Origin of the sequence: Skermania sp. ID1734 (assembly GCF_007489285.1) — a bacterium.
Lineage (GTDB): Bacteria > Actinomycetota > Actinomycetes > Mycobacteriales > Mycobacteriaceae > ID1734.
The window spans coordinates 46,544-60,279 of the sequence record NZ_VLIY01000012.1 but is presented as its reverse complement, the minus strand read 5'-3'; the positions used below and the strand labels follow the sequence as shown (position 1 = coordinate 60,279).

At 66.5% G+C, this 13,736-nt stretch carries 14 protein-coding genes; 7 read left to right on the top strand and 7 right to left on the bottom strand.

What is annotated here, in order from left to right; all coding sequences use genetic code 11:
* Window positions 1–36 precede the first annotated feature (36 nt).
* The gene (locus tag FOS14_RS15910; protein ID WP_143771790.1) at window positions 37–897 is read right to left on the bottom strand and encodes an aminodeoxychorismate lyase; all 861 of its coding nucleotides are present in this window, start codon (window positions 895–897) and stop codon (window positions 37–39) included.
* A gap of 72 nt (window positions 898–969) precedes the next feature.
* On the opposite strand from FOS14_RS15910, the gene FOS14_RS15905 reads away from it, so the two are divergent.
* The 4 genes from FOS14_RS15905 to FOS14_RS15890 all read left to right on the top strand — a co-directional run bounded on the left by FOS14_RS15905 (window position 970) and on the right by FOS14_RS15890 (window position 4,080).
* A complete protein-coding gene (locus FOS14_RS15905; RefSeq protein ID WP_143771789.1) occupies window positions 970–2,100 on the top strand; it encodes a folate-binding protein YgfZ in 1,131 nt (376 codons plus the stop codon).
* Window positions 2,097–2,747: an MOSC domain-containing protein gene (locus FOS14_RS15900; protein WP_143771788.1), complete on the top strand. Its 651-nt coding sequence runs from the start codon at window positions 2,097–2,099 to the stop codon at window positions 2,745–2,747. Before FOS14_RS15905 ends, FOS14_RS15900 begins: the two co-directional genes overlap by 4 nt.
* Window positions 2,744–3,745 (top strand): asparaginase, encoded by a 1,002-nt coding sequence (locus tag FOS14_RS15895; RefSeq protein ID WP_255450378.1) that lies wholly within the window; start codon window positions 2,744–2,746, stop codon window positions 3,743–3,745. Before FOS14_RS15900 ends, FOS14_RS15895 begins: the two co-directional genes overlap by 4 nt.
* A 131-nt stretch (window positions 3,746–3,876) precedes the next feature.
* Window positions 3,877–4,080: a DUF3073 domain-containing protein gene (locus tag FOS14_RS15890; RefSeq protein WP_143771787.1), complete on the top strand. Its 204-nt coding sequence runs from the start codon at window positions 3,877–3,879 to the stop codon at window positions 4,078–4,080.
* Between the two features lie 83 nt (window positions 4,081–4,163).
* Here the strand turns inward: FOS14_RS15890 and purM are convergent, their stop codons facing one another.
* Window positions 4,164–5,243, bottom strand: a complete 1,080-nt coding sequence (gene purM / locus FOS14_RS15885; protein ID WP_143771786.1) for a phosphoribosylformylglycinamidine cyclo-ligase — start codon at window positions 5,241–5,243, stop codon at window positions 4,164–4,166.
* A 142-nt stretch (window positions 5,244–5,385) separates the two neighbouring features.
* On the opposite strand from purM, the gene FOS14_RS15880 reads away from it, so the two are divergent.
* Both FOS14_RS15880 and FOS14_RS15875 read left to right on the top strand, forming a co-directional pair.
* A complete protein-coding gene (locus FOS14_RS15880) occupies window positions 5,386–6,252 on the top strand; it encodes an alpha/beta fold hydrolase (protein ID WP_143771785.1) in 867 nt (288 codons plus the stop codon).
* A 37-nt stretch (window positions 6,253–6,289) separates the two neighbouring features.
* Window positions 6,290–6,838 carry a TetR/AcrR family transcriptional regulator gene (locus FOS14_RS15875; protein ID WP_255450376.1) on the top strand — a complete coding sequence of 183 codons (549 nt, stop codon included), beginning with the start codon at window positions 6,290–6,292 and terminating at the stop codon, window positions 6,836–6,838.
* Here FOS14_RS15875 and FOS14_RS15870 read toward each other — a convergent pair.
* The gene (locus FOS14_RS15870) at window positions 6,797–7,309 is read right to left on the bottom strand and encodes a hypothetical protein (protein WP_143771783.1); all 513 of its coding nucleotides are present in this window, start codon (window positions 7,307–7,309) and stop codon (window positions 6,797–6,799) included. The two genes, FOS14_RS15875 and FOS14_RS15870, sit on opposite strands and share 42 nt — an antisense overlap.
* A 3-nt stretch (window positions 7,310–7,312) precedes the next feature.
* A complete protein-coding gene (purF, locus tag FOS14_RS15865; protein ID WP_143771782.1) occupies window positions 7,313–8,881 on the bottom strand; it encodes an amidophosphoribosyltransferase in 1,569 nt (522 codons plus the stop codon).
* 181 nt (window positions 8,882–9,062) lie between these two features.
* On the opposite strand from purF, the gene FOS14_RS15860 reads away from it, so the two are divergent.
* Window positions 9,063–10,424: a YhgE/Pip domain-containing protein gene (locus tag FOS14_RS15860; RefSeq protein ID WP_143771781.1), complete on the top strand. Its 1,362-nt coding sequence runs from the start codon at window positions 9,063–9,065 to the stop codon at window positions 10,422–10,424.
* On the opposite strand, the gene FOS14_RS15855 is transcribed toward FOS14_RS15860, so the two are convergent.
* From FOS14_RS15855 to FOS14_RS15845, 3 genes are all read right to left on the bottom strand, one after another.
* Complete coding sequence (locus FOS14_RS15855; RefSeq protein WP_143771780.1) at window positions 10,407–10,793, bottom strand: sterol carrier family protein; 387 nt, start codon at window positions 10,791–10,793, stop codon at window positions 10,407–10,409. The genes FOS14_RS15860 and FOS14_RS15855 overlap by 18 nt on opposite strands.
* Window positions 10,790–13,084 carry a phosphoribosylformylglycinamidine synthase subunit PurL gene (gene purL / locus FOS14_RS15850; RefSeq protein ID WP_143771906.1) on the bottom strand — a complete coding sequence of 765 codons (2,295 nt, stop codon included), beginning with the start codon at window positions 13,082–13,084 and terminating at the stop codon, window positions 10,790–10,792. The genes FOS14_RS15855 and purL overlap by 4 nt, the downstream gene beginning before the upstream one ends.
* Window positions 13,085–13,168: 84 nt before the next feature.
* Complete coding sequence (locus tag FOS14_RS15845; RefSeq protein ID WP_255450375.1) at window positions 13,169–13,720, bottom strand: Uma2 family endonuclease; 552 nt, start codon at window positions 13,718–13,720, stop codon at window positions 13,169–13,171.
* Window positions 13,721–13,736: the final 16 nt, after the last annotated feature.

Here is a 13,736-nt window from a genome sequence, read left to right as displayed (position 1 = left end):
AAGGGTAGTAGTCCGGTCAAGAGTTGGCGGTCACAATCAGGCGGAGCCGACCTCGGCGACCGCGATATCGACCAGCGCCGGAAGCTCCTTTTCCAAGGTAGGACGCGGTAGCGCCAGTCCGTCGAGGGTGTGCACCCGTGCGGCCAACGTCACGCTCGACAGCAGCCAGACGCCGTCGGCCAGGATCAAGTCGGCAGGTACCAGCGACGCGTATTCACACGCGTAACCCTTCGCCTCGGCCACCTCGAACAAGGCCCGCTGTGTGGTCCCGGCCAGGATTCCGAACTTGGTGGGCGGAGTGACCAATGTCTTGCCGCGGGCAATGACCACCGTCGACCGTGGCCCCTCCAGCACCCGCCTTTCCCGGCTGACATAGATGACGTCGTCGGCACCACACCGGTGGGCAAACCGGATAGCGGCCATGTTTGTGGCGTAGGACAACGTCTTTGCGCCGAGCAACAGCCAGGGTGCGGACGCTGCGGCCTCCACCGAATAGCCTCGGTCGAGCGTCATCGCCGAGACACCGTCGACGCGCGCCCGCAGAATGCGCTCGGGCACGGCAGCCACCGTGACGAACGCCGTTGGCTCCCCACCGCTCTCGCGGCCGCGGCTGTAAACCCAGCGCATCATGCCGTCGGCATCGGTTCCCCACCGCTTTGCGGCACCCTGGGCAGCCGCCCGCCATTTGACCAGATCCGGGGGCGGCAGTTCGAGCGCCTCCGCTGACTTGGACAACCGGGCCAAGTGCAGTTCGAGAGTGCATGGTTTGCCGTCCCGGACCAGGACCGTCTCGAAGATGCCGTCGCCGCGCACGGCGGCCATGTCGTCGGCGCACAACAGCGGCGAATCCGGATCGTGCGTCGCACCGTCCAATGTCACCAGTACTGCCTCGCCCATGCCCCAAGGGTAGTGCGGTGGCCGCCAACACCGCCGACCTCTCATTTTCGCGGGCACCCATAGAATGGGCCGGTGGCCGATTCCGTGCTCGCGTACTCGAGCCCGCTGCTCGCGACGGCGGGAGCGGTTGCCGGTGCGCCGGGGTCGGTCGACGCATCGGTCGCCTGGCACTACGGTGACCCGTTCCGCGAGCAGCGTGCCGCAACGGAATCCGTTGCGGTGATCGACCGGTCGAACCGGTTCGTCATCTCGATCACCGGCGAAGGTCGACTGTCCTGGTTGCACACCATTTCCAGCCAGCACATCGCCGATCTGATCGACGGCACTTCGGCGGAGAATCTGAGCCTCGACGCCAACGGCCGCGTCGAACACCACTTCGTGCTCACCGAGCTCGATTCCACCGTGTGGATCGACACGGAGGCGGCCACCGGCCCGGCGCTGCTGTCGTTCCTGCAGCGAATGGTGTTCTGGTCGAAGGCCGAGCCCGTCCGCGGCGACTATGCGGTCTTGACCATGCTCGGTCCGGACAGCCGCGATGCGCTCGTCGCCGCCAGCGGCGGTGTACTCGAGGAACTTCCGCAACAGCAATATCAGGCGCTGGCACTGCCCGGCGGCGGCTTCGTGCGCCGGATGCCGTGGCCGACCACCGATTCGTTCGACCTGCTGGTTCCCCGTGCAGACCTGCAGCGCTGGTTCGACAAACTTGTCTCGGCCGGCGCGAAGCCGGCAGGGATGTGGGCGTTCGAGGCGCTGCGGGTTGCCGCAGCTCGACCGCGGGCGGGACTGGACACCGACGATCGCACAATTCCGCATGAGGTCGGCTGGATCGGGGGCATCGAGCAGTCCGGTGCGGTGCACCTGAACAAGGGCTGCTACCGAGGCCAGGAGACGGTTGCGCGGGTACATAATCTCGGCCGCCCGCCGCGACACCTCGTGCTGTTGCATCTCGACGGTTCCGCGGATGGCCGCCCGGAGTCGGGTGAGCCGATCCTCGCCGCCGGACGAAGTGTCGGGCGGGTGGGCACGATCATCGACCACTACGAACTCGGGCCGATCGCGCTCGGACTGGTGAAGCGCACAGTTCCGCTCGACACCGCGCTCACCGTCGGGCCGTGCGCCGCCTCGATCGATCCGGAGTCGGTGCCACACTATGACGACGTGCAGGCCGGCCGTGCCGCCGTCGACCGGTTGCGCGGCCGATGAGCCCTGCGACAATTGGCCGCCTGGATGCGGTGTGTGTGGTGTACGCCGACCTGCCGAACATCGGCCGACCAGTGGAGACGACGGCCATCGACAAACGGCCCGTGACCGGCCCGGTCGAGGTGCAACCGCTCGGCCTGGCCGGCGACCACGTCTGCGACACGAAGAACCACGGCGGCCTCGACCAGGCCGTCTACGCGTACGCCGAGGATGATGCGCAGCGCTGGGGTACCGAACTGGGCCGTGCGCTGCCCGCCGGCTGGTTCGGCGAGAATCTGCGCATCAGCGGACTGGCGGTCAGCGACGCCGTCGTCGGCGCTCACTGGCGCATCGGTGATGTGGTGCTCGAGGTCACCGCGCCACGGATCCCGTGCGCCACCTTCGGCCGGTGGTCACAGGAGCGGCAATGGGTGAAACGGTTCGCGGCCCGCGGCGACACCGGCGCCTACTTCCGGGTGGTCACCACAGGGTCGATCACAGCGGGCGACGAGATCGTGATCGACTACACACCAGCCCACGGCGTCACCGTGCGCGACCTGTTCGACGGCACCGATCCCGCACGGATGGAGTTGCTGCTCGCCGAACAACCGGACCTGTCGACCGACTCCTTCAACCGTGCGAAACGCCACCTAGAGCGGCATCGCGCGTGAGCGAGCGCATCGGAGCGAACCATCGGACACTGAGTTGGCAACAAAGCAGCGTCGAACTGGTCGAAGTCGACCGCTGCGGTTTTCGTGAATGCGTGCACCGCGGATCGGTCGTGATCGTCGGCCCCGACGGTGACCCGCTTTTCGCGGCCGGCAATGTGCACACCCCGATCTATCCCCGCTCGACCAACAAGCCAATGCAAGCGGTTGCAATGCTGCGCAATGGTTTTCAGCCGATCGACAGTGCCGAGGCGGCGATTGCCACGGCCTCGCACGACGGCGAGGCGATCCACCTCGACCTGGTGCTGCGACTGCTGGATCGCTTTGGTCTCACGGAAAACCAACTGCGCTGTCCGGCGGATCTCCCGGGCAACGAAGCGGCCCGTGCGGCGATCATCGCCGCCGGTGCCCCACGGCGACCGGTGTATATGAACTGCTCCGGCAAGCATGCCGCGATGCTCGCCACGTGCGTCGTCAACGACTGGCCGACCGAGTCCTACACCGATCCGGGCCATCCGATGCAGCAGGCGGTCGTTGCGGCTGTCGCCGATCTCACCGGCGAACCGGAAACGGAGTTCGGGATAGACGGGTGCGGGCTGCCGATCGTGCCGGTGTCATTGGTGAATCTGGCGCGCGCGTATGCACGTATCGTCACCGCGCCGGCCGGATCGGCCGAACGGACCGTAGCCGATGCCATTCGCGCACACCCGCTGGTGATCTCCGGAACCGACCGCGACGACCTCCGGTTGATGACCGCAATACCCGGATTGACCTGCAAGTCCGGCGCCGACGGCGTCCACGCGGGCGCCCTAGGTGACGGGACGGCTTTCGCCTTCAAGATCGACGACGGTCATGAGCGCGCGCGGCTGCCACTGGCCGCCGCGGTCCTGCGCCGGATCGGTGTGGGTTGGTCGGAGGAGCAGGCGGACCTCGCCGCGCAGCCGGTTTTCGGTGGCGGCGCCCGGGTCGGCACGATTAGGGCGATACCGGGCGTTGTGTGACGCGTCGCGACACTCCCCTCGTGGGAGCGCTGGCGCGATTCTCACGCTAGAGTGTGTGTCAGGAAAATACACACTGGAACGGGGCCGCCAAATTCCCCAGGCCGCCCCGTAAAAACGCGAGGGGGTTAGCCATGGGCCGCGGCCGGGCTAAGGCAAAGCAGACCAAGGTCGCACGCGAGCTCAAGTACAGCTCGCCGACCACCGACTTCGAGAGCCTCCAGCGTGAGCTTTCGGGAGGCGGACCCAACTCGCACCGCAACGGCGTTCTCTCCGAGGACCCGGCCGACGCGCCGTCGCGATGGGACGACGACGACTACGACGACTGGCGACGCTGATCATCACATCTTGCTGAGAGGGGGGAGCCGACAGGCGGCTCCCCCCTCTTAATGCACTCCGGGCTCTACGGCACCGGCTCGCTTCAGAAGCGCGGGTGGTCGCCGACGAGCACCGCGCGCTGCATGCCGACCTCCTTGGTCGCGGCCTTCTTCACCGAACCGATTGCCCAACAGGCGATGTGGCGGGCCGTCAACACCGCGAGTGCGCGGTCCACGTCCTCCGGGGCCACGACCGCCACCATGCCGACGCCCATGTTGAACGTCTGCTCCATCTCGGCCTGATCCACTCGGCCGCGCTGGGCGATCATCCGAAAGACCGGCGCCGGATTCCAGGTGCCTCGGTCGAGTTCGGCGACGAGCCCCTTGGGCATCACGCGTGCGAGATTGTTCGCCAATCCGCCCCCCGTGACGTGCGCGAACGTCCGCACATCGGTCTCGGCGATGAGCGCCAGGCAGTCTTTGGCATAGATCCGCGTGGGCTCGAGCAGTTCCTCGCCGAGGCTGCGGCCGAATTCCTCGATGTGCGCGCGCAGCGACATCCGGTCGATCTCCAGCAGCACCTTGCGGGCCAGGCTGTAGCCGTTGGAGTGCAAGCCCGAAGATCCCATGGCGATCACCACATCGCCAGGACGCACGCGGTCGGGGCCGAGCACGGCATCGGCTTCGACCACGCCGACGCCAGTGGCCGACAGGTCGTAGTCACCGTCGGCCATCAGGCCGGGGTGCTCAGCGGTTTCGCCGCCGAGCAACGCACAGCCGGCACGCACGCAGCCGTCCGCGATGCCCTTCACCAACTCCGCGACCCGCTCCGGCACCACCTTGCCGACGGCGATGTAGTCCTGCAGAAACAACGGCTCCGCCCCGCACACCACGAGATCGTCGACCACCATGGCCACCAGGTCCAGACCGACTGTGTCGTGCTTGTCCATTGCCTGGGCCACCGCAATTTTGGTGCCGACACCGTCCGTACTGGCCGCCAGCAGCGGCTCGCGATAACCACCCTTGAGTGCGAACAAACCGGCGAAGCCGCCAAGGCCGCCTTGAACTTCCGGTCTGCTAGCCCGTTTTGCCAACGGCGCGAAGAGTTCCACCGCCCGATCGCCGGCAGCTATATCCACCCCAGCTGCTGCATACGAGGCACCGGGGCGGGTCTTGTCGTTCATCGGATTCGGCGCTCCACACGTTCGGTCGCGGACAAGATGCGAACTCACGTTACCGGAGTCGCGAACGGTCTTGTCTCATGGCCGCGGCCGCAATAACATACGTACCGTATGTATGTTTCTATCGTCTGACAGGAGAACCGACATGGGGCACGCCACAGCGCTGGGACCGGCGCGCGAAGTCGAAGTATCCGGAGCACGCATCGCCTACCACGACGTCGGCGATGGACCTGTTGTCGTGTTCATCCACGGCCTGCTCGTCAACGCCGATCTGTGGCGCAAGGTGGTGCCGGAAATTGTTGCGGCCGGCTATCGCTGCATCGTGCCGGACCTGCCGCTCGGCGCGCACTCGACTCCCGTACCCGGGGCCGATCTGACACCACCCGGCGTGGCACGCCTCATCGCCGGCTTCCTCGAACGCCTCGACCTCGACGACGTCACCCTCGTCGCCAACGACACCGGTGGTGCGCTCACCCAGATCATGCTGGCGGAGAATCCAAGCCGAGTCGGACGCGTCATTCTCACGCCATGCGACGCCTACGAGAAGTTCTTCCCACCAGCGTTCGCCGGGCTGACCTTGCTGGCCAAGTTGCCGGGCTCCATCCGACCGATCACCGAGCTGATGCGGATTCGGGCGCTGCACCGGTTGCCGATTGCCTTCGGCTGGGTGGCCAAGCGCCCGATCGAGGCGCAGACCGTTGACTCCTACCTGCTGCCGAGCCGCAACAGTGCAGCCATTCGCAAGGACCTCCGCCGGTTCCTCAAGTCGGTCAACCGCCGCTACACCCTCGCCGCCGCCGAGAAGTTTTCCCAGCTCACCATGCCTGTGCTGGTCATCTGGAGCCGGGAAGAGAAGCTTTTCCCGGTCGAGTTGGGCGAGCGACTTGTTGCCGCGCTACCGAACGCCCGGATGGAACTCATCGATGATTCCTACACGTTCATCCCTGAGGACCAGCCGGATTTGCTCGCCGCGATGATCGTGGGCTTCACTCGCGAGCATGGTTCGGCGTAGTCAGGAAGACCGTTCCCGGGCAACCACCACACGGCTCATGCAGACTGGCCGCCGACTCTTCGGCGAACGCGGCTACCACGCCGTCTCGGCCGAAGAGATCGGTGCGGCCGCTGGGGTGACGCGCGGGGCACTGCATCACCACTTCGGCGACAAACGTGGCCTGTTCCAGCAGGTCCTCGAGGAACTGGAGATCGAAAACACGGCCGAGGTCCGGGCGGCGGTCGCGGCTGCGCCCGATGTGCTCTCCGGGTTGACGGCCGGGCTCGGCTCCTTCCTGGACATCTGCCAGCGGCCCGAGGTGGTGCAGATTGCCCTGACCGACGCACCCGCCGTGCTCGGCTGGCCCGCCTGGCGCGAGATGGAGGCCCGACATGGACTGGGCCTGATTACCGAAGCGCTGACTCAGGCGCGCGAGCAGGGATTGGTAGCCGAGGCCGCGATACCGGTTCTCGCCCAACTGTTCCTCAGCGCGATCACCGAGGCGGGGCTGATCATCGCCAACGCCGACGATCCAGCAGCCAAGCGCGGCGAGGTCGAACAGTCGTTACTGCTGATGATCAACGGCGTACTGATCACCGGGCAGTGACTCGTGACCGGTTGGCGCCGGTGTCAGCGGCACCACGAACGCCAGCGCGCCGGCGAGCAACACCGCGCCCGTGGGAATCCAGCGGTCCACCTGCGGCAGCGCGACCGCACCGAGCCACACCGACACTGCGGCCATCGCGGCCATCGCGGCGGCGATCACCAGCAGCGGCACCCACGCTGAGTCGTGACCCCAGTCGGTCAACGCGCGGACGGTGAAAACCACGGCGGCACCACCCGTACCGGCGATGAGTGCCGCGCCGACAAGCGGGCGCATCAGGCAGGCGAGAAGCGACACGACGGTGGCGGCGACGAGCACGGTTCCGGCCCCGGTTCCGAGCACCTGCCAACCGGAGTGCGACGACTGTCCCGAATACCACGGAATCCACAGCGCCGCACAAACAACGACCAGTGCAACAAGGCCGCCCGCCAGCAGCAAAGCGTCGCGGCGGGCGCGGACAAATTCGATACTCACGGGCTATGGCCGACTCAACGCACTGACGTTGTCACTCGCCGAGGCATCCAGCAGACCCTCGAGCAGGTTCTTGCCGATGGCTTCCTCGGCCGGTAGCGCGATCGGGTACGTCCCGTCGAAGCAAGCACGGCACAGTCGCGAGGCTGGCTGTTCGGTGGCGGCGACCATTCCATCGATGGAGATGTAGCCCAGCGAGTCGGCGCCGATCGAGCGGCGCACGCCCTCCACCATCTCGTCCATGCTGTCGGCCGCACCGCCGCTGGCACCGTTGGCGATGAGTTCCGCGCGGGAGGCAAAGTCGATGCCGTAGAAGCACGGCCACCGCACCGGGGGCGAGGCGATCCGCACATGGATCTCGAGAGCGCCCGCCTCGCGCAGCATGCGGATCAACGCGCGCTGAGTGTTGCCGCGCACGATCGAGTCGTCCACGACGATCAGCCGCTTGCCGCGGATGACTTCCTTGAGCGGATTGAGCTTCAGGCGAATACCGAGCTGACGAATCGTTTGCGACGGCTGAATGAAGGTCCGGCCGACGTAGGCGTTCTTCATCAAGCCCTGCCCGTAGGGGATGCCCGAGCCCTGGGCATAACCCACCGCTGCCGGCGTGCCCGACTCCGGCACGGGAATGACCAGATCGCCGTCCGCGGGATGCTCCTTGGCCAGCCGACGCCCGATTTCCACCCGGGTGGCGTGCACGGAACGGCCAGCGATCACACTGTCCGGGCGGGCGAGATACACGTACTCGAAGACGCAGCCCTTGGGTTCGGGTGCCGCAAACCGGCTCGACCGCACTCCGTCGGCGTCGATGGCCAGCAGCTCGCCCGGCTCGATGTCACGGACGAACGATGCGCCGACAATGTCGAGGGCGGCCGTCTCACTCGCGACGACCCACCCCCTTTCGAGACGACCCAGACACAGCGGACGAATGCCGTACGGGTCGCGGGCGGCATACAGGGTGTGCTCGTCCATGAACGTCAGGCAGAACGCGCCGCGCAGCGTCGGCAGCAGCGTCATTGCGGCCTGCTCGAGGGTGCTGTCCGCGGCGGCATGCGCGAGCAGGGCGGTCATGACGTCAGAGTCGGAAGTGGCCGCCCCTAGACGCCGATCATTGATGAGCCCGGCCTCCCGTGCCCGATAGGCCAGCTCTGCCGTGTTGACCAGGTTGCCGTTGTGACCGAGCGCCAATCCGGTGCCGACTGCGGTGGTCCGGAAAACCGGCTGCGCATTTTCCCAGGTGGTGGAGCCAGTGGTCGAGTACCGACAGTGCCCGATCGCGACATGTCCGGGCATGGCCGCAAGTGTTTGCTCGTCGAAAACCTGACTGACCAGGCCCAAATCCTTGAAAACCAGCACCTGCGAGCCGTCCGCCACCGCGATTCCCGCAGCTTCCTGACCGCGGTGCTGCAGCGCGTACAAGCCGTAATACGTCAGCTTCGCGACATCTTCTTCAGGCGCCCAGACTCCGAATACGCCGCATTCCTCGCGCGGAGCGTTCTCGAGCGGCTCGTCGACCCCTCCGGTGCCGGGTGCGAGTAGGTTCGGACTGCTTACCGACAAATCGGCACCGGCCACAGTTGCTCCCTTGGCTGCGGGGTCGGGGGGCATTCTTATTCTACGGACCGTCGCGCAGACCGCCGCACCTCACGTGGATCGATGTGGGCAATATCTCTTGTTGATCCCGCTCGCGGATCCGCCCGCCGACTCGGATACTGCCGACCCACGAAGCGGTCGACACTGCTAGCGTTTGTGCACCATGAGCGATGCATCAGCGACCGGCAACGCGGTACAGCGTGTGCTGCGCCAACCCCGGTTCTGGTTCGGTCCGGCTGTGGTGGTGACCGTACTCATGGGCCTACTTGCCGCCCTGTATCTCGGCAGCATCCTCAAGCCCCAGGAAAACCTGCACCACTTCCCGATTGCACTCGTGAACCAGGACGAGGGCGACACGGTTCCCGGCAACGGCAACGCCAAGACACAGCAGAACTTCGGCCAGCAGATCGAGACGGCGCTCAGTCAGGGCATCGACCCGAACAAGATCGACCTGCAACACGTCGGCATCGCGGAGGCGCAGGCCCGCCTGGCCAACGGCAAGGTCTACGGCGCGATCCTCATCCCCAGCGATTTCACGAAGCGGATGGTGATTCTGGCGCAGGCCAGTGTCGTGCCGGGCACCGTGGACAAGCCCGTCATCACTGTCCTGACCAATCCCCGGGCCGGCACGTTCGCGTCCGCCATCGTGACGACGATCGGTCAGCAGGCCGCTGAGAAGGTCAACGCCTCCGTCGGCGCGAAACTGACCGCGCAGGTCGAGGACGTGCTCAAGGCCGGACCGGCACCCACCCAGCTTTCCGGGGCCAGTCGCTTGACGCTGGCCCAGCCGGTGAACGTGATCGTCACCGCCTACAATCCACTCCCCGACGGCACCGGCAACGGACTGTCCGCTTTCTATTACACGATTCTGCTGTTGTTGGCCGGCTTCACCGGCGCGATGATCATCCACACCATGGTGGATTCCTACCTGGGCTTCGTACCCACGGAATACGGCCCGTTGTACGTGCACCAGCCGGCGGTCGGCATCTCGCGGTTCAATACCCTGCTGCTCAAGTGGGGCATCATGTTCGTGGTCGCGAACATAGTTTCGGGTGTCTACGTCGGCATCGGGCATTTGCTGGGCATGCCCATCACCAAGGGTCTGGCGCTGTTCATCTACGGCGCCTTCGCCGTCACGGCGGTCGGGATCACCGCGATGTCGGTGCTTGCGCTGCTCGGTTCCGCGGGCCTGCTGGTCAACCTGGTCGTGTTCATCGTTCTCGGGTTGCCGTCGTCGGGCGGCACGGTTCCGGTCGAAGCGACGCCACCGTTCTTCGGTTGGCTGGCCCGGTTCGAACCGATGCACCAGGTCTACCTCGGGGTCCGCGCGATTCTGTACTTCGACGCACGCGGCAACGCCGGCTTGATCGCGTCGAGTTGGGCGACATTGTGCGGGCTGTTGATCGGCGTCGTGCTCGGCATCCTCGCCACCAAGTTCTATGACCGCAGGGGTTTCGAGCGGCGGCCGGGCGGTTTTGTCCACGACCACCCCACCGAGGTGGAGATCTCAGCCGGCCAGCCGTAGCAGCGGCAATTGGCCAGCCACATCGCTCGCGCGTGATCCCGATGCGCTGACCGTCCCGTCGGCCACGGCCGCTGCGAAGTCGAGGTCACCGATGACAAGCAGCAGCCAGGTGCGCGGATCGGTTTCCACCACGTTCGGTGGCGTGCCGCGCGTATGGCGCGGACCGGCGATACATTGCACGGCCGCAAACGGCGGCACCCGCAGCTCGACGGACGATCCCGGTGCTTGCTGCGCCAACAACCGCGCGCTCAGCTTGACCGCGTCGCCGAGCGCGCGCCGAGCCGGCTCGGGTTGCGCTGGGTCGCGCAACCATCCTTCGATCGCCGCGACCGCGTTGCGCGCGGACAGCGGGTCCACCGTCCGGCTCAAGCCGTCGCAGCCCCGAACAGCCGCGGCAGCGTGGCCTCGAAGGTCTCGCGCAGTTCGGTCATCGGAATGGCGAACTGACCCTGAACTTCCACGGAGTCCGAGCCCTGGTCCACCACGCCGATGCGCACCCACGGCAGTTTTCGTGCCGTGCACATGTTGGTGAACCGGGTCTCTTCCGTGCGTGGAACAGCGACGAGAACCCGGCCGGCCGACTCGGAGAACAGCATCACGAACGGGTCGGCATTGTCTGGCAACAGAATCCGGCAACCGGTCTCCCCGGCCAACGCCGCCTCCACGACGGCCTGCGCCAAGCCGCCCTCGGACAGGTCGTGGGCCGCACTGATCAGACCGTCGCGCGACCCCGCCACGAGGATCTCGGCCAGTAACCGTTCCCGGGCGAAGTCCACCTTGGGCGGCACACCGCCGAGGTGACCGTGGGCCACCTGTGCCCATGCCGACCCACCGAATTCGTCGCGGGTTTCGCCCAACAGAATCAGCGTTTCGCCCGGTTCCAGGCCGATCCCGGTCGGAATGCGCCGGTCGACATCATCGATGACGCCGAGCACCCCGACGACCGGTGTAGGCAGGATCGCACTCTGGCCGGTCTGGTTGTAGAAGCTGACGTTGCCACCAGTGACCGGTACGCCCAGCGTCGCGCAACCGTCGGCCAACCCGCGCACGGCCTGCTGGAACTGCCACATCACCGCAGGGTCCTCGGGTGAGCCGAAGTTCAGGCAGTTCGTGACGGCCTTCGGGGTGGCGCCGGTGGTGGCGACGTTGCGGTACGCCTCGGCCAGCGCCAGCTGCGCGCCGGCGTACGGGTCGAGCTTGGTGTAGCGGCCCGACGCGTCGGTGGCCAGCGCGATGCCCCGGCCGGTCTCCTCGTCGATGCGAACGACGCCGGCATCAGCCTGCTCGGCCAGCACGGTGTTGCCGCGCACGTAGCGGTCGTACTGCTCGGTGATCCAGCGCCGACTGCACAGCTGCGGACTGGCGATCATCTGCAGCAGAGTTGCGCGCAGCTCGTCAGGGGTCTGCGGTCGCGCGAGTTTGTCCGGGCTGTCGGCGATGATGTCGTCCTGCTCGTCGGGCCGCTGCACCGGGCGGTGATACACCGGCCCCTCGTGCGCGACGGTCCTCGGCGGCACGTCGACCACCGTCTCGCCGTGCCAGGTGACCACGAGCCGATCGCCGTCGGTGACCTCACCGATCACGGTGGCGAGCACATCCCACTTACGGCACACGGCCATGAAGGCGTCGACGTTCTCCGGCGTGACGACGGCGCACATCCGCTCCTGCGACTCGCTGGAGAGCACTTCGGCCGGTGTCATCCCAGTGGCGCGCAGCGGCACCTTGTCCAACTCGATGCGCATCCCGCCATCGCCAGCGGCGGCGAGTTCGCTTGTGGCGCAGGAGAGTCCGGCCCCGCCGAGATCCTGGATACCGACCACGAGCTTGGCCGCATACAGCTCGAGGCAGCACTCGATGAGGACCTTCTCGGTGAACGGGTCGCCGACTTGCACGCTGGGCAGCTTCTTGCGGCCCGCACCGGATTCGTCCCCGTCGAAGGTTTCGCTGGCCAGCACGGAGACGCCACCGATGCCGTCCAGCCCGGTGCGCGCGCCGAACAAGATGATCTTGTTGCCGGCACCCGACGCGAACGCCAGATGCAGATCCTCGACCCGCATGGCCCCTGCACACAACGCATTCACCAGCGGATTGCCCTGATAGCTGGCGTCGAAGACGGTTTCACCACCGACGTTGGGCAGTCCCAAGCAGTTGCCGTAACCGCCCACACCGCGCACGACGCCATCGACCACGCGGCGGGTATCGGGATGATCGGCTGCGCCGAAGCGAAGCTGGTCCATGACCGCGATCGGGCGGGCGCCCATGGCCATAATGTCGCGCACAATGCCGCCCACGCCGGTGGCCGCGCCCTGATACGGCTCGACGTAGGACGGGTGGTTGTGGCTTTCCACCTTGAAGGTGACCGCCCATCCGTCACCAATGTCGACCACACCGGCGTTCTCGCCGATGCCGGCCAGCATGGAGGCCCGCATTTCGTCCGTGGTGGTCTCCCCGAAGTACCGCAGATGCACCTTGGAGGACTTGTACGAGCAGTGCTCGCTCCACATGACCGAATACATCGCCAGTTCGGCGTCGGTCGGGCGCCGCCCCAGGATCTCGCGGATCCGGGCGTACTCGTCATCCTTGAGTCCGAGCTCCTTGTACGGCTGCGCGGTATCGGGAGTGGCTGCGGCGTCGCTGACGGTGTCGACATGGCCGATCACGGGAGAGCCGGTCACAGGAGATCGGGGTCCTTTCAGTACGGCGAACTGGCGAATTCGCTGCGTCGAGTCTAGTCGGCGGCGATATCAGCGTTCGGTGAGCAAGTCGAGGGCAAGGTCGACGGGGTGCCCTGCGACCGACATGCGAGATGTATTGCGATCTGCCTCGTACCGCCCGTCGACCGAAGTGAACGCCCGCAAGGACGTCGGTGGGGAGAGTTCGATCATCCAGTACTGCGGTATCCCGGCCTCGGCGTATTCGGCGAACTTCATTACCCGATCGACCCGGCGAGTGCCGTCGGACAGGATCTCGACGGCCAGGCGCACATCGGCAGCCTCGAAGCGGGCCGGATTGGTCTGCGCTAGCTCGGAGTCGACAACGACCACGTCCGGCACCCGCACGCTCAGCGGTGTGCGGGTGAGAACGACGTCCACCTCGCCCAGCGCACACAATTGGCGCGGCAACACCGAGTCCAATTGGCTCGCAAGTTTCAATATTGCGCGCTGATGCAGCGCATGCCCCCGCGGCGACACGTTCAAGACCCCCTCGACCACTTCGACCTTGAATCGCTCGTACGCGGGCAGCGCGGTCCACTCGTCAAAGGTGAACAAATGGTCGGTCAATGCTGGCGCGGTCACGATCCCCTCCCCTCAC

Coding starts and splice junctions, on each gene's coding strand:
- FOS14_RS15860 (WP_143771781.1), top strand. CDS start 9,063: ATGAGCGATGCATCAGCGACCGGCAACGCGGTACAGCGTGTGCTGCGC.
- FOS14_RS15910 (WP_143771790.1), bottom strand. CDS start 897: ATGGGCGAGGCAGTACTGGTGACATTGGACGGTGCGACGCACGATCCG.
- FOS14_RS15880 (WP_143771785.1), top strand. CDS start 5,386: ATGGGGCACGCCACAGCGCTGGGACCGGCGCGCGAAGTCGAAGTATCC.
- FOS14_RS15890 (WP_143771787.1), top strand. CDS start 3,877: ATGGGCCGCGGCCGGGCTAAGGCAAAGCAGACCAAGGTCGCACGCGAG.
- purM (WP_143771786.1), bottom strand. CDS start 5,243: ATGAACGACAAGACCCGCCCCGGTGCCTCGTATGCAGCAGCTGGGGTG.
- FOS14_RS15875 (WP_255450376.1), top strand. CDS start 6,290: ATGCAGACTGGCCGCCGACTCTTCGGCGAACGCGGCTACCACGCCGTC.
- FOS14_RS15900 (WP_143771788.1), top strand. CDS start 2,097: ATGAGCCCTGCGACAATTGGCCGCCTGGATGCGGTGTGTGTGGTGTAC.